This window comes from Microlunatus ginsengisoli (assembly GCF_039537205.1).
In the GTDB taxonomy this organism is placed as follows: domain Bacteria; phylum Actinomycetota; class Actinomycetes; order Propionibacteriales; family Propionibacteriaceae; genus Microlunatus; species Microlunatus ginsengisoli.
Genome location: NZ_BAABAB010000017.1, coordinates 205,812 through 225,195, shown reverse-complemented (window position 1 = coordinate 225,195; position 19,384 = coordinate 205,812). Strand labels below are relative to the sequence as shown.

General features: G+C 72.0%; 18 protein-coding genes. 12 read left to right on the top strand and 6 right to left on the bottom strand.

Going from position 1 to position 19,384, the window contains the following annotated elements:
- The first annotated feature begins 168 nt into the window (after window positions 1–168).
- The 4 genes from ABD747_RS13540 to ABD747_RS13525 are packed head-to-tail and all read left to right on the top strand — an operon-like array spanning window position 169 to window position 2,961.
- The gene (locus ABD747_RS13540; protein WP_344805327.1) at window positions 169–393 is read left to right on the top strand and encodes a CbtB domain-containing protein; all 225 of its coding nucleotides are present in this window, start codon (window positions 169–171) and stop codon (window positions 391–393) included.
- Between the two features lie 10 nt (window positions 394–403).
- A complete protein-coding gene (locus ABD747_RS13535) occupies window positions 404–1,198 on the top strand; it encodes a CbtA family protein (protein WP_344805325.1) in 795 nt (264 codons plus the stop codon).
- The gene (cobT, locus tag ABD747_RS13530) at window positions 1,195–2,214 is read left to right on the top strand and encodes a nicotinate-nucleotide--dimethylbenzimidazole phosphoribosyltransferase (RefSeq protein WP_344805323.1); all 1,020 of its coding nucleotides are present in this window, start codon (window positions 1,195–1,197) and stop codon (window positions 2,212–2,214) included. Before ABD747_RS13535 ends, cobT begins: the two co-directional genes overlap by 4 nt.
- A gap of 9 nt (window positions 2,215–2,223) precedes the next feature.
- A complete protein-coding gene (locus tag ABD747_RS13525; RefSeq protein ID WP_344805321.1) occupies window positions 2,224–2,961 on the top strand; it encodes an adenosylcobinamide-GDP ribazoletransferase in 738 nt (245 codons plus the stop codon).
- Between the two features lie 68 nt (window positions 2,962–3,029).
- On the opposite strand, the gene cobU is transcribed toward ABD747_RS13525, so the two are convergent.
- Window positions 3,030–3,569 carry a bifunctional adenosylcobinamide kinase/adenosylcobinamide-phosphate guanylyltransferase gene (cobU, locus tag ABD747_RS13520; RefSeq protein WP_344805319.1) on the bottom strand — a complete coding sequence of 180 codons (540 nt, stop codon included), beginning with the start codon at window positions 3,567–3,569 and terminating at the stop codon, window positions 3,030–3,032.
- Here cobU and ABD747_RS13515 point away from each other — a divergent pair.
- Together ABD747_RS13515 and ABD747_RS13510 are read left to right on the top strand one after the other, a co-directional pair.
- Window positions 3,560–4,561: a cobalamin biosynthesis protein gene (locus ABD747_RS13515; RefSeq protein WP_344805317.1), complete on the top strand. Its 1,002-nt coding sequence runs from the start codon at window positions 3,560–3,562 to the stop codon at window positions 4,559–4,561. The genes cobU and ABD747_RS13515 overlap by 10 nt on opposite strands.
- Complete coding sequence (locus tag ABD747_RS13510) at window positions 4,558–5,274, top strand: cobalt-precorrin-6A reductase (protein ID WP_344805315.1); 717 nt, start codon at window positions 4,558–4,560, stop codon at window positions 5,272–5,274. Before ABD747_RS13515 ends, ABD747_RS13510 begins: the two co-directional genes overlap by 4 nt.
- A gap of 249 nt (window positions 5,275–5,523) precedes the next feature.
- On the opposite strand, the gene ABD747_RS13505 is transcribed toward ABD747_RS13510, so the two are convergent.
- The 3 genes from ABD747_RS13505 to ABD747_RS13495 all read right to left on the bottom strand — a co-directional run bounded on the left by ABD747_RS13505 (window position 5,524) and on the right by ABD747_RS13495 (window position 10,712).
- The gene (locus ABD747_RS13505) at window positions 5,524–6,453 is read right to left on the bottom strand and encodes a type IV toxin-antitoxin system AbiEi family antitoxin domain-containing protein (protein ID WP_344805313.1); all 930 of its coding nucleotides are present in this window, start codon (window positions 6,451–6,453) and stop codon (window positions 5,524–5,526) included.
- 416 nt (window positions 6,454–6,869) lie between these two features.
- On the bottom strand, window positions 6,870–8,753 hold the full coding sequence (locus ABD747_RS13500; RefSeq protein WP_344805311.1) for an ABC transporter ATP-binding protein: 1,884 nt from the start codon (window positions 8,751–8,753) through the stop codon (window positions 6,870–6,872).
- A gap of 93 nt (window positions 8,754–8,846) precedes the next feature.
- Window positions 8,847–10,712: an ABC transporter ATP-binding protein gene (locus ABD747_RS13495; RefSeq protein ID WP_344805308.1), complete on the bottom strand. Its 1,866-nt coding sequence runs from the start codon at window positions 10,710–10,712 to the stop codon at window positions 8,847–8,849.
- Window positions 10,713–11,261: 549 nt separating this feature from the next.
- On the opposite strand from ABD747_RS13495, the gene ABD747_RS13490 reads away from it, so the two are divergent.
- From ABD747_RS13490 to ABD747_RS13465, 6 genes are all read left to right on the top strand, one after another.
- Window positions 11,262–12,320, top strand: coding sequence for an MBL fold metallo-hydrolase (locus ABD747_RS13490; RefSeq protein ID WP_344805306.1), 1,059 nt, complete (start codon window positions 11,262–11,264; stop codon window positions 12,318–12,320).
- Between the two features lie 91 nt (window positions 12,321–12,411).
- Window positions 12,412–13,497: an S-(hydroxymethyl)mycothiol dehydrogenase gene (locus ABD747_RS13485; protein WP_344805304.1), complete on the top strand. Its 1,086-nt coding sequence runs from the start codon at window positions 12,412–12,414 to the stop codon at window positions 13,495–13,497.
- On the top strand, window positions 13,494–14,117 hold the full coding sequence (locus tag ABD747_RS13480; protein ID WP_344805302.1) for an MBL fold metallo-hydrolase: 624 nt from the start codon (window positions 13,494–13,496) through the stop codon (window positions 14,115–14,117). Before ABD747_RS13485 ends, ABD747_RS13480 begins: the two co-directional genes overlap by 4 nt.
- A 69-nt stretch (window positions 14,118–14,186) precedes the next feature.
- A complete protein-coding gene (locus ABD747_RS13475; protein ID WP_344805300.1) occupies window positions 14,187–14,570 on the top strand; it encodes a phage holin family protein in 384 nt (127 codons plus the stop codon).
- Window positions 14,571–14,612: 42 nt separating this feature from the next.
- Entirely contained in the window at window positions 14,613–15,110 is a 498-nt protein-coding gene (locus ABD747_RS13470) for a low molecular weight protein-tyrosine-phosphatase (protein ID WP_344805298.1), read from the top strand.
- Window positions 15,107–15,517, top strand: coding sequence for an META domain-containing protein (locus tag ABD747_RS13465; RefSeq protein WP_344805296.1), 411 nt, complete (start codon window positions 15,107–15,109; stop codon window positions 15,515–15,517). Before ABD747_RS13470 ends, ABD747_RS13465 begins: the two co-directional genes overlap by 4 nt.
- 42 nt (window positions 15,518–15,559) lie before the next feature.
- Here the strand turns inward: ABD747_RS13465 and ABD747_RS13460 are convergent, their stop codons facing one another.
- Both ABD747_RS13460 and ABD747_RS13455 read right to left on the bottom strand, forming a co-directional pair.
- Window positions 15,560–17,041, bottom strand: coding sequence for a hypothetical protein (locus ABD747_RS13460; RefSeq protein ID WP_344805294.1), 1,482 nt, complete (start codon window positions 17,039–17,041; stop codon window positions 15,560–15,562).
- A gap of 58 nt (window positions 17,042–17,099) precedes the next feature.
- Complete coding sequence (locus tag ABD747_RS13455) at window positions 17,100–19,379, bottom strand: YhgE/Pip domain-containing protein (protein WP_344805292.1); 2,280 nt, start codon at window positions 19,377–19,379, stop codon at window positions 17,100–17,102.
- Window positions 19,380–19,384: the final 5 nt, after the last annotated feature.

The window sequence follows — 19,384 nt, the reverse complement described above, 5'->3', positions numbered from 1 at the left end:
CTTTCCGCGGGCCCGGCGGTGGGGATAGGGTTCGAAGCGTTCGTTCGAGGGGCCGGAAGTCGGTGGGAATCCGACGCGGTCGCGCCACTGTGTGAGTTCTGCTCGAGTCAGACCCGCCCTCGTCGAGCTCCGCAACGAGAGGGTCGCTGAAACCCGAAGGAGAACCCGATGTCCAACCCCAAGGTCCAGGCGGTCGCCGCCCCGGCTCCCGTAGCCGTCCCGACGATCTCGGTCGCGTCGCTGCTGCCCTGGCTGCTGTTCGCCGCGCTGCTGGCGCTGGTCGCCCTCTACTTCGTCTCCGCGGAACAGGGCGCGACGTCGGTGTTCTCCGGCACCGGCGTGCACGAGTGGGTGCACGACGCCCGCCACCTGCTCGGCTTCCCCTGCCACTGAGCGGGATCCCGTGCTGAACGCCCGTACGTTCCTGGTACGCGGCCTGCTCGCCGGACTCGTTGCTGGAATCGTCGCCTTCGGTGTGGCGTACGTCGTCGGTGAGCCGAGCGTGAACGCCGCCATTGCGATTGAGGGGTCCGGCAGCGACGCCGGGCACACCCACGCCGACGAGCCGGCCGCCGGCCACCAGGCCGAACACACCCACGGCGACGAGGCCGAGGTGCCGCGATCGCTGCAGTCGACCCTCGGCCTGCTGACCGGCACGGTGGTCGCCGGCACCGTGCTGGGCGGCCTGATGGGTGTGCTCGGCGCGCTCGCGCTGGGCCGCCTCGGCGGCCTGACCCCGCGGCAGAGCACCCTCGCGGTGACCGCCCTGGCGTTCGTCGGCATCTATCTGGTGCCCTCGCTGGCCTACCCGCCGAATCCGCCAGCGGTCGGGCACCCGGACACCATCGGCTACCGGACGGCGCTCTACTTCACCCTGATGGCGATCTCGCTGATCGCAATGGTCACCGCGGTCCTGGTCGGCCGCCGGCTCGCCTCCCGGATCGGCGGCTGGCACGCCTTCCTGGTCTGCGGGCTGGGGTACGTCGTCGTCTGCGCGGTGGCGATCGGGGTGATGCCGACGTACGACGAGGTCCCCGAGTCCTTCCCCGCGACCGTGCTGTTCGAGTTCCGCCGGGCCAGCCTGATCACCCAGATCGCGCTGTGGGGGACGCTGGGCGTCGTGCTGGCCGAGTTCGTCGGCCGGCTGACCCGGACCGCGATTCCCGGCCGCGACCGGATCCCGGCACCCGTCTCGTGATCGCCCCGCCCAGCCGCGCCGCCGAGCAGGCCGCGCGAACCAGACTCGCCGCCCTGGCCAAGCCGCTCGGCGCCCTCGGCCGGGTCGAGGACCTGGCCGCCTGGCTGGCCGGCTGCCAAGACAGCTGTCCGCCGCGACCGCCGGAGCGGGTCCGGTTGACGGTGCTCGCCGGCGACCACGGCATCGCGGCCAAGGGCGTCTCGGCCTATCCACCGCAGGTGACCGCGGCGATGGTGCACGCGTTCGCGTCGGGTACCGCCGCCGCGGGGGTGCTGGCCCGCCAGCACGGCGTCGCGCTACGGGTGCTGGACATTGCGGTGGACGCCGACCTCGACACTCCGGCCGGTGTCGGCGCGCACAAGATCCGCCGGTCGTCCGGCTCGATCGACGTCGAGGACGCGCTCACCGCGGCCGAGCTGGACGCCGCGCTGTTGGCCGGCCGCGCCATCGCCCGGGAAGAGATCGAGGCCGGCGCCGACCTGCTGATCCTCGGCGACATGGGGATCGGCAACACCACCCCAGAGGCCGCGCTGATCGCCGCCACGTTCGGGCTGACCGCCGACGAGGTGGTCGGGCGCGGGACCGGCGTCGACGACGCCGGGCTGGCCCGGAAGACCGCCGCCGTGGCGGCCGCGCTCGCCCGGGCCGGCGACCGCGCGAGCGATCCGCGTGCCCGGCTACAGGCGCTCGGCTCGGCCGACCTGGCCGCCGGGGTCGGGTTCCTGATCGCGGCCGCAACCGCGGGCGTACCCGTGCTGTTGGACGGCCTCGCCACCCTCGCCGAGTTGTCGGTCGCCGACGAGCTGGCGCCCGGCACCGCCGCCTGGTGCGCGGCCGGTCACCGGTCCACCGAGCCGGCCCAACGGCTGGCGCTGGAGAAGCTCGGCCTGCTCCCGGTGCTCGACCTGGACCTGCGCCTCGGCGAGGGCTCCGGTGCGCTGCTGGCGCTGCCGGTGCTCCGGTCCGCCGCCCTGCTGGCCGGGGAGATGGCCCTGCTCTCCGACCTCGCCGGCTAGTCCCCGCTCGTGCTCGACTCGGTGCGGCTGGCGGTCGGCACACTCACCATCGTGCCGACCGGTCCGGTGGACGTCACGCCGCCGGTGGCCCGCGGCGCCATGCTGATCGCTCCCCTGGCGGTGGTGCCGCTCGCCGCGGTAGCGGTCGGCGCGGGCTCGCTCGCCGGTCTGGCGGGCTGGCCGCCGCTGATCGCGGGCCTGCTGGTCGTCGCCGCGCTCGCGCTGGGCACCCGAGCGCTGCACCTGGACGGCCTCGCGGACACCGTCGACGGGCTCGGCATCGGACGGCCGCCGGATCGGGCGCTGGAGATCATGCGCCGCGGCGACGTCGGTCCGATGGGCGTGGTCGCGCTGGTGCTGGTGCTCGGGCTGCAGGCCGTCGCGGTCGGCACGCTGGTCGGCGGCGGAGAGTGGTTGGCGGCCGGGCTGCTGATCGCCGGCTCGCGGCTCGCGCTGGCCGTGTCGTGTGCGACCGGCATCCCGGCGGCTCGTCTGGACGGGCTCGGCGCGGCGGTCGCCGGCACGGTTCCCCGCTCGCTGGCCGTCTCGGCGTGGGTCTTGTTCGGGGCGGTGCTCGCGCTTGTCATCGCGCCGTGGTGGCGCGGCCCGATCGTCGCGGGTTTCGGCCTGCTGACAGCCGTCGTCCTCACCGCGTACGTCCGTCGCCGGCTCGGCGGGATCACTGGCGACACCCTGGGCGCTGCGGTCGAGCTGACCCTGACGGCCCTGCTGCTGGCGGCCCTGTGACGCCCCTGCTCCGCTCGCGGCGCCACCTCCCGCGCCGGGCCCTGCCCCACTCCGGCGGGCAGCGGTGTTCAGAGGTGCAGCGCTCGGCCCGAGACCAGCAGCACCACGTCGTCGGCAGCCGCGGCGACCGCCTGGTTGAGCCGGCCGAGCAGATCGGCGAACAGCCGGCCGGAGGCGTACGCCGGAACCACGCCCCAGCCGACCTCGTTGGTCACCGCGACGGTGAGCGGCTCACGATCGCGCCAGGCCGCGACCAGGTCGTCCGTCGCTGTCCGCCAGGCCGCCTCCCAGTCCGCCCGCGGCCGGTTCCAGCCGTCCAGCTCGTCGATGGTGCGGGTCAGCCAGGTGCCGAGGCAGTCGATCAGGACCGGTTGGGCGGCGGCCCGGAGCGCGGCCGCGACGTCGCCGGTCTCCACCGTGGTCCAGTGCGCCGGCCGGCGAACCCGATGCGCGTCGATCCGCGCGGCCCACTCCGGGTCGGCGGCCGAATCCGGCACCGGCCCCGGGGCCACGTACGTCACGGCCGGCTGGTCGGCGAACAGCCGTTCGGCGTACGCGGACTTCCCCGACCGTACGCCCCCGGTGACGAGGACCCGACGTGCTGACATCGCGCACGACCCTAATCGCGCCGGCCCTGCCGCGAGCGGCGGGCCTGCTGATCGGGTACGGCCTGGACCGGCTGCTCGGCGACCCGCGCCGGGGCCATCCGGTGGCCGCGTTCGGCCGGCTAGCCGGAGCGCTCGAGAGCCGACTGCATCGCGACCAGCGCACCCGCGGGGCGGCCTACGTCGCCGTGCTCGTCGGCGCGACCGCCGGCTCGGGCGTCCTGGTCGAGCGGGCGACCCGAAACCACCCGCTGGTCGCGACCGTCGCCACCGCGGCGGCAACCTGGGCGGTGCTCGGTGGCCGCTCGCTGGAGTGGGAGGCGTCGACGGTCGCGGCTCAGCTGCTCGGCGACGACCTGCCCGCCGCGCGGGATCAGATCACCCACCTGGTCGGGCGGGATCCCAGCGGCCTGGACGCCGCCGAGCTGGCCCGGGCCTGCGTTGAGTCCGTCGCCGAGAACACCTCCGACGCCGTCGTCGCGCCGCTGTTCTGGGGCGCCGTCGCCGGCGTGCCGGGCCTGTTGGGCTATCGCGCGGCGAACACCCTCGATGCGATGGTCGGGCACCGCTCGGCACGCTACCGCCGGTTCGGCTGGGCGGCCGCCCGGCTCGACGACGTGCTCAACTGGATACCGGCCCGGCTCGCCGGGCTGCTGGTCGCCGGGTTGGGCGCGGACCCCAAGGCTGCGGCGATCGCCGTCCGGCGCGACGCGGGGGCGCATCCGAGCCCCAACGCCGGGGTGGTGGAGGCGGCATTCGCCGGGGCGCTCGGGTTGCGGCTGGGCGGTGTGAACCGCTACGGCGACGTGGTCGAGGACCGCGCGCGGCTGGGGTCCGGCCGGCCGCCCGAACCGGCCGACATCGCCCGGACCACCGAGCTGGCCTCCCGAGTCGGGGTGGCCGCGGCGGTGCTCGCCGCCGCCGCGGCGCTCGCCACCGCCGCGGCGCTGGGGTGGAGCGCGTCGACGGTTGGTGGTACGAGGCGCGGGTCGTGATCCTGATCCTCGGCGGTACGTCGGAGGCGCGCGCGCTGGCCGCCGCCCTGGTCGATCGTGGGGACGACGTGCTGAGCTCGCTCGCCGGTCGGGTGGGCGATCCCGCGCTGCCGGCCGGCCGGGTCCGGGTCGGTGGCTTCGGCGGCATTGCCGGTCTGACGTCCTTCCTCATCGAGAACCGGGTCGAGGCCGTGATCGACGCGACCCATCCGTTCGCGGCCGAGATCTCCGCGAACGCGGCTGCGGCGACCGCCGCCACCGGTAGTCCCCTGATCCGGCTGGTCCGACCCAGCTGGCGCGGTCGTCCGGAGTCCGGCGCCTGGACGTGGGTGGACTCCGTGGGGGCGGTGCTCGACGTCGCGCCGGATGCTGCCCGGCCGTTCCTCACCACCGGGCGACAGTCGCTCGCAGTGTTTCTTCCCTGGGCCGATCGCGGCGTGGTCGCGCGGGTGGTCGACCCGCCCGAGCTCGACGTACCGCCGGCCTGGACGATCCTCCGCTCTCGCGGGCCGTACGCTCTCGCCGGCGAGCGTGACCTGATGCGCCGTCACGCCGTGGACCTGCTGGTCACGAAGGACTCGGGCGGCACCCTGACCGAGGCGAAGCTGGCCGCCGCAGCCGACCTCGGCATCCCGATCGTTGTCGTCGCCCGGCCGCCGTCCGCCGCCGGCCTCGCCACCGTCGCCGACGTTCTCGCCGCCCTGCACCCCTGACCCGGCCGCCCCAGCAACTCCGATCCCCTGGAACCCGCCGGATCCCCTGTGGCAAATCGGATCCCCTGGAACCCGCCGGATCCCCTGTGGCATCTCGGATCCCCTGGAACGCGCCGGATCCCGTACTACGGATCCGAACGGCTCTAAGGGATCCGAAATCCGCCGGACCGCGCCTGACCCGCCGGACCCCCTGTGGCAACTCGGATCCCCTAGCACCCGCCGGATCCCGTACAACGGATCCGAACAGGTCTACCGGATCCGAAGATGCGGGGCAGCGGTGCGGCCACGACGGAAGGCCGCCTCCAACCGGTCGACGAGTTCGGTGCCATGTGCGAGATCCGACCAGGTCCAGCGGACCACCTGCCAGCCGAGCTCGCGCATCCGTTCCTCGCGCCGCTTCTCCTCCAGCACCGCCATCTGAACCGTTTGTCCGGGCTTGAGCAGTACGCCGTACTTGGAGTCGCCGTCGAACTCGCCGATCGTTCCGAGTTCGGGCCAGCCGAAGTCACCGCGCGCCACGAAGCGGCCGGCCGCGTCGACCACGACGTATTGCGGCGTCGGCGTCGGCAGTCCCCACCTCCAGAACCGAACGCGGCTGAACGACTCGCCCGGACTCTCGCTGCGGCGATCCGCGATCTCGCCCACGCATCGCGCCCGGACGACACCGCGGCGGCCAACGGCAGCCTCGATCGTGTTCAGCAACTCCCCAGCAGGCAGCCCGGCCCGCAGCGCGGCATCGGCGGCAGCGACGGATCGCTCCAGGGACCACGCACAGGCCAGGTCGAGTACGGTCCGCGCGAGGTTCGTCACCCGGATGCCGTCTAGGGTCGTGACCTCGGACTCGGCGAGCGGCACGCCATGCACCTGGAGGTTGTGCAAGTGCTTGCCGCCACCGGACCGATCCCTAGTGACGTGCGCGCGGTCCAGCTGGTCGGTCCAGGTCGGCAGTCCGTGCAGCACCGCGGCAGACACGTGACTCGCGACCGCTTCATCGCAGAGCTGACGCATCGTCGCCGCCACCAGTCGGCGGTGTGCAGCGCCGTCGTCGGCGCCCGGCGGCGACAGTGCGTACGCGCCGCGGCGCGGCCGGGTCAGCTCTCCGGAGCGGACCAAACGGGCGAGCTCGGAGGGGGCGAAGCCCTGCGCGGCGAGCTCATGATGCAAGCGGATCTCATACATGCCGACACTCTGTGTCGCGCCGCCGGCGAGGTGGCGATCGTCAGGAAGATCTGTGGACAACTTTTTCCAGGGCCCATCCGACCCCTGTGGACAGAGCCTCCGAGACATCTTCGGATCCCTTCTGCCGGCTCGGATCCCGTGCACGGGATCCGAGGAGCAACAGAGGATCCGAGGAGCAGCAGAGGATCCGAGGAGCTCCAGGGGATCCGAGGAGCACCAGGAGATCCGAGAGCGCCGGTTCCTAGACTTCGGATCCCTCCGGTCGATTCGGATCCCCTGCACGGGATCCGGGGCGTTACAGGGGATCCGAGGATCGGCGCCGGGGCGAGTCCGGCGCCGGGGCGAGTCCGGTACGAGGCGAGTTCGGCGCGAGGCGAGTTCGGCGCCGAGGCGAGTTAGGCGGATGCCCGGGGAGGTCAGGCCAGGGAGTCGATCCAGGCACGGTGTAGTGCGGCGTAGTGACCACCGTCGGCGTCCGTCAGCTCGCCGGGCGAGCCGTCCTCGATCACCCGGCCGTGCTCCAGCACGAGCACCCGGTCGGCGATCTCGACGGTGCTCAGCCGGTGCGCGATGATCACCGCCGTCCGCTCGGCGAGGATGGTCTGCAGGGCTCGCTGGACCAGCCGCTCGCTCGGGATGTCGAGGCTGGAGGTCGCCTCGTCCAGGATCAGCACCGCCGGGTCGGCCAGGAACGCGCGGGCGAACGCCACCAGCTGGCGCTGGCCGGCGGAGAGCCGGGACCCACGCTTGCCGACGTCGGTGTCGAACCCGAGCGGGAGCGCGCGGATGAACGTGTCGGCCCCGACGGCGGCAGCTGCCGACTCGATCTCGGTTCGTCCCGCGTCCGGCCGGCCGAAGGCGATGTTCTCCGCGACGGTGCCGTCGAACATGAAGTTCTCCTGGGTCACCATCACCACCGACCGGCGCAGGTCGGCGTCGCTCAGCTCACGCAGATCGACCCCGTCGATCCGCACCGCCCCGGACGTCGGGTCGTAGAAGCGCGACAGCAGCTTCGCGATGGTCGTCTTGCCGGCGCCGGTGGTTCCCACCAGGGCGACCGTCTGACCGCGGGGGATCGTCAGATCGAGATCGTCGATCACCACCCGCTCGGCCACGTAGGAGAAGTCGACGTGGTCGAGCACCAGTCCCCCGCGAACCGCTGGGATCGTCGCCGGCTCGGGCGACGGACGGACGTCCGGCTCCTCCTCCAGCACCCCCGACAGCTTCTCCAGCGCCGCCGACGCCGACTGGAACGTGTTGTAGAACTGGCTGATCTCCTGCATCGGCTCGAAGAACATCCGCAGATAGAGCAGGAAGGCCGCCAGCGCGCCGACGGTCATACCGCCCTGGATGGCGCGGAACCCGCCGTACAGCAAGACGACGCCGATCGTCAGGTTCCCGATCAACCGCACCCCCGGCATGAAGATCGCCACCAGCCGGAACGAGTCCACGTTGGCGTCTTGGTAGCGCTCCGACAGCGAGGTGAAGATCTCCTGATTGCGGGGCTCGCGGCGATAGGCCTGGACGGCCTTGATCCCGGTCATGGTCTCCACGAAATGGACGATCACCAGGGCCGACGCCTCCCGCACCCGCCAGTACGTCCGCGCCGAGTTCCGCGAGAACCAGCGCACCAGCGCCATCACCACCGGGAAGCAGATCAGGCAGACCGCACCCAGCTTCAGGTCCAGCGTGAGCAGCAGGATGCCGACGCCGACCATGGTCAAGACCGCGGTGACAAGGCCGTCGAAGCCTCCGACCAGCAGCTCGGCGATCGCGTCGATGTCGCTGGTCAGCCGGGACACCACCCGGCCGGAGGTGTAGCGGTCGTGGAACGCCACGTCCAGCTTCTGGAAGTGGGTGAACACCCGCCGCCGCAGCTCCAGCAACACGTCCTGGCCGACCTTGCCGGACGTACGCAGGAACGCCCGCCGGCAGACCGCCTGGATGCAGATGGCGGCGATCATCAGACCGACGATCTCGTACAGCACCCGCGCGCTGCCGGAGTCCACCAGCGGTGGGATACCCAGGTCGATGCCCTGCTTGACCAGATACGGCACGCTCAGCCGAGCCGCGCTGCCGAGCACGATGATCACGCCGAGCAGCCAGACCGTCCGCAGGTACGGCCGGAGCAGGTCGGCGAGCAGCGCCCGGCTCCGCTTGCGGAGCAGGACGTTGGCCCGCTCCGACAGGTCGGTGTTGTGCTCGGCGGCGACCCCCCGCCACTCCTCGATCGCGTCGCGCTCTGCCGTTCGCTCGCGCCCGGCGCTTGGAAGCCGCTCGTCCGACGCCACCTCAGCCACGACCCGCTCCCCTCGCGAATCGGTGCAAACGCCGTGTTGCGTCGAGGCGACTTCGGCGACCTCGGAAGAGCGGCGCGCCTACCCGACGCTCGCTCACCGAGCCACCTCCTCGATGTCGGCCGAGAGCAGGTCGCGGTATTCCGGGACGGTGGCCAGCAGTTCGGCGTGGGTGCCGACGTGGGCGATGGTGCCGGCGACCAGCACCGCGACCCGGTCCGCGAGCAACACCGTCGACGCCCGGTGGGCCACCACGATTCCGGTCACCCCGACCAGCACCCGCCGCAGCGCGTCCTCCACCAGCGCCTCGGTATGGATGTCCAACGCCGAGAGAGTGTCGTCCAGCACCAGGATGGCCGGCCGCGCCAGCACCGCCCGGGCCAGCGCGAGCCGCTGCCGCTGACCGCCGGACAGGCTCATCCCCTGCTCACCGATCCGGGTCGCCAGCCCCCACGGCAGGTCGTACACGAACTGCGCCTGGGCCACCTCGATCGCCTCGGCGATCTCCTCGTCGCTCGCTCCGGGCCGGCCGAGGGTGATGTTCTCCCGGGCCGACATCGAGAACAGGGTCGGGTCCTCGAACGCGGCCGCGACGATCGTCCGCAGCCGAGACAGCCGCAGATCGCGCACGTCGACCCCGTCGATGCTGATCGATCCGGCCGTCACGTCGTAGAGCCGCGGCACCAGCGCGGTGAACACACTCTTGCCGGCACCCGTCGCGCCGACCAGCGCCACCGTCTCGCCCGGGGCGAGCTCCAGATCGATGTCGTGCAGCACGTCGGTATCGCCGTCGGGGAAGCGGAAGCCGACGCGACTGAACCGCAGCCGCCCGGATACCTCGGCCAGCTCGGCGTCACCGTCGGTGATCACGTTCTCCGCGTCGAAGATCTCCGCGATCCGGTCCGCGGCGGTCATCGCCTCCTGGGCCATCGCCAGCAGGAATCCGAGCGCGGCGACCGGCCAGACCAGCGACAGCATCAGCGTGATGAACGCGACCAGCGTGCCGAGAGTGACCCTTCCCTGACCGGCGGCGACCGCGCCGAAGCCGAGCACGATGATCAGGGTGACGCTGGGGATGATCTCCAGGAACGTCCAGAACCGGGCGCTCAGCCGGACCCGCGCCATCGACGTCTCGTACAGCCGGAGGCTGCGCGCGTCGAACTTGTCGAAGATCCAGCGGGCCCGGCCGAACGCCTTGATCACCCGGAGGCCGTGGGCGCCCTCCTCGACGGCCGAGGCGACGTCGCCGGTCTGGTCCTGGATCTGCCGGGAAAGCCGGGTGTACTCCTTCTCGTTGCGCAGGCAGGACCAGGTGATCGGCACGATCGAGGCGACCACCACCAGGCCCAGCGGCCAGTACATGTGCAGCAGCAGCGCGGTGACCAGCCCGATCTGGACGACGTTCATCACGATGAACAGCAGCCCGAAGCCGAGAAACCGGCGCGTCGTCGACAGGTCGCTCATCATCCGCGACAGCAGCTGACCGGACTGCCAGCGGGCATGGAAGGCCATCGGCAACCGCTGGAGCTTGGCATACATGTCCAGCCGGATGCCGGTCTCCGTGCCGACCGTGCCCACCGCCACGATCCACCGGCGCAGGAACGTGAGCAGGGCCTCCAACACGCCGAGCCCAGCGGCAAGTAGGCCCAGCGCCCAGAGCCCGACCTGGTCGGACTGGGCAACCGGGCCGTCGATCACCGCCCGGGTCACCAGCGGGATGACGACCGTCGCGCCGACCCCGAGGAAGGCGAAGAACACCATCAGCACGAACCGGCCGAGATAGGGCCGCATGTACGTCCGCAGTCGCCACATCGACGCGCTGTGCCGCGGCTTGCGCGGGTTTCCGGCGCGGTCGTAGCGCACCCTGGGCGGCGGCGCGATCGCGGCAGGGCGATCGAGCGCGCTGAGCGGGGCGGGCTCCCCGGGCAGCGTGCGCGGGCGGGCCGACACGTCGGCGGACATGCAGATAGATCCTCTGGTCGATGAGGTCGCATTGACGGGCTAAGCAGTGAAACGCATCAACCTCACTATGCAACTTCACGTGCGGTTCAGGTCAAATGACTTTAGAAGCGGGCACCGACAGTTCCGTCGCGCTCGGCCCGCTCGGCTCCGCGACCCGCCGCCCCCACCAGCCGACGCAGCCACGCGTACCGCGACGCCGCGGACCGTGCGGCCGCGTCTTCGCGCGTGTTCGACCTTGTTCGCGCGTCTAGCTTCACGCGCGAACTGGGTGGAAGGCGCGCGAAGTTGGGGCGGGACCGGCGCGCCGGGGCGGGCGCGCGAGGCGGGACGGACGCGCGGGGGCCGGGTCGGACACGCCAGGGCGGGACCGGCGGGCGGGAAGGGTGGCTTGGCGGGACCCGGGGTCATCGAAAGCATGCCGGCGATGTCGCGGATCGACCCCGCCCTGGCGGGGAAGCGTTATCCCGCGCCCGTTTCGACCGGGCGCGGTCGATCGGCGACGCCAGCGACCGGGAAGCGGGATCCCGTCCGCGGGCGTACCGTGGTGCTGTGTGTGATGACGGTCACATTCCGTCGGCTGTAGCGGTCGTTCCGGTCGACCCGGAAGCATTCCTCGGCGAGCAGGTGCCGCTGCGACCGGTACGCCGGGTGCAGATCACCACGCTGGTCGACAACTCGCTGGACGTCTTCGCCGCGGATGCCGGACCCGCCGGCCGACACCCGGTCGACCGCTGGCCGCGTCTCCCGGCCGCGGCGCATCAGGACGACGCGGTCTTCGACGGCCCGGTCGCCGAGCACGGCTTCTCCGCTCTGGTCGAGGTGCAGACCGGCGAGGGCCGGGTGCACCGCCTCCTGTTCGACACCGGCGTCAGCCCGGACGGGATGGTGAGCAACATGCGCCGGCTCGGTCTGGCGCCGGACTCGGTGGCGGCGGTGGTGTGCTCTCACGGCCACTTCGACCACACCACCGGCCTGGACGGGCTCGCCCGAGCGCTCGGCGGGCCGGCGAAGCTGCCGGTGGTGCTCCACCCGGAGTTCTGGTCGCGGCGGCGGCTGATGCTGCCCGGTCGCGATCCGTGGGAGCTACCCTCGACCAGCCGCGCCGGTCTGGAGGGGCTCGGCTTCGAGATCATCGAACGGCCGGAACCGTCGTTCCTGTTCGACGGCAGCGTGCTGATCACCGGCGAGGTGCCACGGACGACCGACTTCGAGCGCGGCTTCGCGATCCATCAGGCCCTGCGCAACGGAGTCTGGGAGCCGGATCCGTGGATCCTCGACGAGCAGGCGCTGATCGTGCACGTCGAGGGCCGCGGGCTGCTCGTGCTCACCGGCTGCGGGCACGCCGGGGTGGTGAACATCGTGCGCTACGCCCGCGCGCTGACCGGCGTCGAGCACGTCCACGCCGTGGTCGGCGGCTTCCACCTCACCGGCGCCCTGTTCGAGCCGGTGATCGCGCCCACCGTCGAGGCGCTCGGCGCGCTCGCACCCGACCTGGTCGTACCCGCCCATTGCACCGGTTGGGGCGCGATGCACCAGCTGGCCAACCGGTTGCCCTCGGCGTTCGTGCCGAACACCGTCGGCACCCGCCTGGACCTGGTGGCGGCCTGATCCCGCGCCGCCCACTCTGCTCCGCTCGCGCCCGCGAGCTCCCACCCCGCTGGTTACGATGCGATTCCCACCATCGGAGCAGGGAGTACGGATGCCACAGCAGGTGCAGGGAGTCATCTCGCGGAGCAAGGACGCCCCCGTCGAGCTGGTCACGGTGACCGTACCCGATCCGGGTCCCGGCGAGGCGGTGGTCACGATCCAGGCCTGCGGCGTGTGCCACACCGATCTGCACTACAAGCAGGGCGGGATCGGCGATGACTACCCCTACCTGCTCGGTCACGAGGCCGCCGGCATCGTCGAGTCCGTCGGCGAGGGCGTCCGCGACCTCGAGCCGGGCGATTATGTGATCTTGAACTGGCGCGCCGTCTGCGGCACCTGCCGCGCGTGCAAGCGCGGCCGCCCCTGGTACTGCTTCGCCACCTTCAACGCGACGCAGAAGATGACCCTCGAGGACGGCACCGAGCTCTCCCCGGCGCTGGGCATCGGTGCCTTCATCGAGAAGACCCTCGTCGCCGCCGGCCAGTGCACCAAGGTCGATCCGGCGGCGCCGCCGGAGGTCGCCGGCCTGCTCGGCTGCGGCGTGATGGCCGGCATCGGCGCGGCGATCAACACCGGCGAGGTGGGCCGCGGCGACAGTGTCGCCGTGATCGGCTGCGGCGGAGTCGGTACGGCGGCGGTCACCGCGTCCTTCCTGGCCGGTGCGGCGAAGATCATCGCGGTCGACGTCGACGAGCGCAAGCTCGCCACCGCCACGTCTCTCGGCGCGACCCACACGATCAACTCCAAGCAGGTCGACCCGGTCGAGCGGATCCGCGAGCTGACCGACGGCAACGGCGCGGACGTGGTGATCGACGCCGTCGGCCGGCCGGAGACGTACGAGCAGGCGTTCTACGCGCGGGACCTGGCCGGCACCGTCGTCCTGGTCGGCGTACCGACGCCGGAGATGACGCTCGAGCTGCCGCTGCTGGATGTGTTCGGCCGCGGCGGCCGGCTCAAGTCCAGCTGGTACGGCGACTGCCTGCCCAGCCGCGACTTCCCGATGCTGATCGACCTGTTCCTGCAGGGCCGGCTGCCGCTGGACGCGTTCGTCTCCGAGACCATCGGCATCGGCGACATCGAGGCGGCCTTCGAGAAGATGCACCGGGGCGAGGTCCTGCGCTCCGTGGTGGTGCTGTGAGCTCCCAGCCGGAGCGGAGGACTCGGATCGACCACGCGGTCACCTCCGGCACGTTCTCCCTCGACGGCGAGACCTTCGAGGTGGACAACAACGTCTGGGTGGTCGGCGACGACGCCGAGTGCATCGTGATGGATGCGCCGCACGACGTGGCGGCGATCCTCGAGGTGGTCGGCGATCGCCGGGTGCTGGCGGTGGTCTGTACGCACGCCCACGACGATCACGTCCGCGTAGCGCCCGCGTTGGCCGAGGCCGTCGAGGCCCCGATCTTGCTGCACCCCGACGACCGGCCGGTCTGGGACCTGACCCACGACGTCGCGCCCGACGGCCCGCTCACCGACGGCCAGCGGATCGTCGTCGGCGACGTCGCGTGGGAGGTGATCCACACCCCGGGCCACTCCCCCGGAGCGGTCTGCCTCTATTCCCCCGACTTCGGCGTCGTCTTCACCGGCGACACCTTGTTCAACGGCGGACCCGGCGCGACCGGTCGCAGCTTCAGCGATCACGACCTGATCGTGGCGAGCATCACCGAGCGGCTGCTCGTGCTGCCGGACGACACGGTGGTCAAGACGGGGCACGGCGAGGACACCACCATCGGAGCGGAGCGCGGCCGCATCGCCTGATCCGGACTCAGGGTCGAGCCAGGGGAGCGCCTCATGGGGTCGCCGTGGTCACCGTGGAAGCATCGACCCATGCGCTTTCTGCTTCGCGTGCTCGTCAACGCCGCGGCCCTCGGCATCGCCACCTGGCTCTTCAGCGGCATCTCGCTCACCGGGGGCAGCGATCAGGAGAAGGTGATCACAGTTCTCCTGGTGGCACTGATCTTCGGCATCGTCAACGCCATCGTCAAGCCGCTGTTCCGGATCGTCACCATCCCGATCATCCTGCTCACTCTCGGCATCTTCCTGCTGATCATCAACGCCCTGCTGCTGATGTTCACCTCGTGGTTGGCCGGTGTGTTCGGGCTGGGCTGGCACGTGGACGGGTTCTGGACGGCACTATGGGGATCGATCGTGATCTCCATCGTCAGCTTCATCCTCAACGCATTCCTGCCGGACAAGGACGAGCGCCGCTGACCGGGCCCGGGACGCCGACACCGCCCCGATAGGTTTGCGGGCATGGCTGGATCGGACCCGCTGCGGGTCGTATTCGTCTGCTGGGGCAACATCTGCCGCTCCCCGATGGCCGAGCGGGTGGCCGAGAAACTGGCCGCCGACCGAGGACTGACCGAGGTCGAGTTCAGCAGCGCGGCGACCAGCACGGAGGAGCTCGGGCAGCCGATGGACTCGCGGGCCGAGGCCGTGCTGCGTTCGCACGGCTATCGGGTCGGTAGGCACCGGGCGCACCAGATCACCCGCGACGAGATCGAGCGGGCCGACCTGGTGCTGGCGATGGAGGACATCCACGTCCGGCGGATGCTGAGCATCGATCCCGGCGCCGACAACATCGCGTTGCTGACCGACTACGATCCGGGCGCCGAACCGGGGAGCGGGATCGACGACCCGTGGTACGGCCCGAGCGCCGGCTTCGAGCGGACCCTCGCCTCGATCGAGGCCGCCATGCCGGGCCTGCTGGACGCGATCGCCGAGCCGGCACCGCAGCGGGCCGAGGCATGATCCGGCGTCTCGGCCTCGCGCTGGCGAGCGTCCTGCTGGTGCTGACCGCGGGCTGTACGACCGGAGAGCAGCCGGCGTTGGCCAACACCTCCTGGAAACTGACCGGCTGGGCCGAGTCCACACCGCCGCCGGCGAACCTGACCATGACCACCCGGTTCGAGGCCGGCGAGCTGAACGGATCGGCCGGGATCAACACGTACGCCGGAACCTTCGTCAGCGAGGTCGACGGCAGCCTGACCATCAGGCTCGGACCGATGACCCTGATGGCCGGGCCGGAGGCGGACATGAAGGCGGAGTCGATCTTCATCGACCGGCTCGGCGCGGCCCGCGGCTACCGGATCAACGGAAGCACACTGGTGCTGACCGACGCCGATCGGCACGACTCGCTGACCTACGCCCGCGGCTGACCGCCCGCCGCGCCGGACACCTCGCCGGCACCGGACACCTCGTCAGCGCCGGGCGGCCGGCGCGCCGAGCAGAGCGGCCAGTCCGAGCAGGCTCCGAGGCGCGTACGCGGTCCGCCACAGGCCGCCGTGCACGGCGGCATAGGCCTCGTCCTGCCACGGTTGCGGATGGGCCGGACCCCCGCCGGTGTTCAGGTCGTGCACCAGCAGCGCCGCCATCAACACGTTCGACGTCGCCGGCTCGAACACCTCCACCCCGAACCGGTGCGCACCGGCGTAGGCCGCGGCCAGCGCCCGGTTCTTCACGACCGAGCGGGTCCGGGTGGGTGGGGCGACGTTCATCGACACCAGCCGCCCGTCGCGTCGGGCCGCGGTCGCACGCCAGCGCTGGAGCCGCTTGGCCAGGGCGTAGTTCGGACCCTGCTGCGGCACCAGGCTGTCGTTGATGCCCGGGTCTGAACCGGGGACGTACGCCCGGCGCAACAGACGTCCGCCACTCAGCGTGCGCAACGGCCGGCCGAGGAGCTTCGCCGATCGCGGCCTCGCCTCGTACGCCTCAACCGACGCACGGACGGTCTCCGCCGGCACTGCGAACACGTCGGTCGGGGTGGCCAGGAAGGCGAGGGCGGTGTCGGGCCGGTCCGCGATCAGGCGGCTGGTGAGCACGTCGACCGCTACAGACACCCGTACGTTGGTGGCGCCGTCGGCATAGACGTAGTCACCGATCACGATCTGGTCGTCGCCGGCCACGTCGGCCAGCCACGCCGCGATCCGTGGAGCGTCGGACAGCAGATCGACGCCCGACGTCGCCGGATCCGGTGTCGTTGCGAGTCCCGGCACGAGCACCCGGCCAGCGGCGCCCCGGGCTGTGTCCAGCACCCGGCTCCAGATGGCGTGCCGGGGCAGATCCACGGCTGCCACCCGGGCTCCCCAGGCGAGCAACGGGCCCAGCGGACCCATCTCGGCGGCGGCACCCAGCACCGCGACGACCCGGCCGTCCAGCCGGAGCCACTCGGGATGATCCAGCACCCGGCCGACCGCGTCGGGAACCGTCGGCTCGACAACACCGGCCTGGACCCAGGTGTCCAGCTGGCGTCGCAGATCGTCGCCGCGGAGCCGCTTGCCGCGATAGGGCAACGCGAGCTCGGTCTCCGGCTCCGCCGAGCCACCTAGCTCGGCCGTGCCCGGCAGCGGGCCGCCGGACCACCGCGACAGCGCCACGTCCTCGCCCGCCGCCCGTACCACCATCCGGCTCAGCAGCGCGTCGGCGCCGGCCCGGGCGATCGCGACCGCGTCGTCGCCGCGGTGCAGTCCCGACTCGACCAGTCTGCGGAAGTGGACCAGGTAGCCACTGCGCCAGTTGGTCTCCTGCTCCGCCGCCCGTGATCCGGTCGGGTCGACGGCGCGCAGGGCGTCGGCGACCACGGCTCGGCCGACCGCCGTCGTGCTGCGCCGCCCGTCACTGCCCCGCGGGAACACGACGCCGTGCTGCTCGCTGGGATGACGACCACCGCCGGCCTTGGTCATCGGCACATCATGCCCGACGGGACCGGCCGGCGGAACGGCGAAGCCGGGCGGCCGCGGGTCAGTGGCCGCCGGCCCACGCCGGGGCCGGTGCCGGCGCGAGCCGGCGCCGCGAGACGGCCAGCACGCCGGCCGACGCGCCTGCCACCAGCCAGATGAACAACAGCCCGCCCGCGCCCAACGCGCCGGTGCCGCCGCTGGCGATCGCGCGCGCACCCTCCAGCGCCGGGGTCGGCGGCAGGAACGGGACCAGCGCCGACAGCGCGGCCGGCACCGCGTCGGTGATCGCGGCGGCGGCGAACAGCACGCCGAGCGCCACCGAGACGAACCGGCCAACGCCGCCGAGCCAGGCCACCAGCGCATGGTTGATCACCACGAACGCGAGCGACGCGAGCACCAGCAGCGGCAGCATCTCCAGCGTCTGCCGCACGGTGAGGTCCAGCAGGATCTGCAGCGAGACGGTCAGCGCCACCGCCTGGACGACGCCGATGCCGGCGGCGGGCAGCACCGCGTCCGCGGCCAGCCGCCAGGACGGCTTGGACGAGGTCAGCACCCGGGACGGCACCGCCCGCAAGATCAGGAAGCTGGCGAGTCCGCCCAACCAGAGGGCGAGCACCGACAGGAAGGTCGTGTTGGCGATGTCGGCGAACAGGGCGGAGGGGCGTTCCTGGTCGACCGGGGTCGCGACCGTGGTCGACAGTGCGGTCCGCTTCGCCTGGTCGTACGTCGGGATCTGCTTCGCGCCCTTGGCCAGGCCGTCGGCCAGCTTGGTGGATCCGTCGGCCAGCTGGCTGCCGCCGTCGGACAGCTTCACCACGCCGTCGGCGAGTTGCTGCGCGCCGTCGGCGGACTGGGCCGCGCCGCTCGCCAGCTGGCTGGTGCCGGACGCGAGCTGGGGGCCGCCGGCCGCGAGCTTCGCGGCGCCGCTTGCGGCCGAGGCGATGCCGTCGGCGAGCGGCTTCATCCCGTCGGCGAGCTTGTCCGTCCCGTCGGCCAGCTTGCCGAGCCCGGTCGCCAACGAGCCGACGCCGTCGGTGTACGTGTCAAGGCCGTCGGCGAACTTCTGCACACCAGCTGGGAAGTCTTCCAGACCAGCCTGGTCCTCGGTGCCCTCGATCGCCGCGTCCAGCACGCCGTTGGTGGTACCGGCCGCCACCGCCAGCTCGCCGGCCTGCTGGGCCGGGCCGGCCAACTGCTGGGCCGCCGAGCCGGCCGTCGCCCGGACCGCCGCGGTCCAGGCCACGCACTGGTCGGCCGAGTAGTCCTGCGGGCAGTCGAGGCCCACCTGCGCCGGCGGCAACTGGCCGGCCGCCACGGCACCCATCGTGCCTGCGACAGTACCCACGCCCTTGGCGACGTCGACCGAGTGAGCCGCAACCTGCTTCGTGCCGGCCACGTCGACCGGACCGGCCTTGCCGCCGTCGCGGATCAGCGTCACCGCGGACACCACCCCGTGAGCGCCGCTGACCAGCTTGTCGGCGCCCGCATCGAGCTGCCGGCCGCCCGCGCCCAGCTTGCCGGCGCCGTCGGCCGCCTGCTGGGCACCGTTCGCCAGCTGGCGGACCTGCGACGGCAGGTCCTTGGTGCCGTCGGCGAGCTTGCCAAGCCCGGTGGAGAGCTGGGACACCCCGCCGGTGTACTGACCGACTCCGGACGAGAGCTGTGACGCCCCGGTGGACAGCTGGCCCAGACCGTCGGCGAGCTTGCCGGTGCCGTCGGAGGTCTGTTCGAGCCCGTCGCTCAGCTTGGTCGCCCCGTCCGCGAGCTTGCCGGCGGCGTCGGCGACAGTGGTGAACTGCTTCCCGGTGTCGTTGAACCCGATGTAGACGTTGTCCAAGTACTGCTTGGTCAGCTCGGTGTTCAGCGCGCTCGTCGCGGCGGCGGTGATGAACTGGGCCACCACGCCGTCGGCGATGCCACGAATCTGGGAGACCTGGACGTCGATCGTAGCGGGCTCGATCTGGCTCGTCTCGTCCTTGGAGAACGAGGTGGCCTGCTTGGAGAAGTCCTTCGGAATCGTGACGACGGCCGCGTACTCCCCCGACTCCATCCCGGCCTTGGCGTCGGCGTCGTCGGTCAGGATCCAGTCGAAGTTCTCCACCCCTTCTTCGCCCTTGACCAGACCGCCGGCCAGCTGGCGACCCAGCGGCACGAACTGCTTGTTCAGCGTCACCCCCTCGTCGTTGTTGACGATGGCGGCCTGCACCCGGTCGAGCCGGTCGCTGGAGTTCCAGGTCGCCCAGAGGAAGCCACCGGCCACCAGCAGCGGGATCAGCACGAGACCGATCAGCGACAAGGCGCCGATCCGGCCGCCGGCCTGGGCGCGTTCGAGCCTGAACATATCGA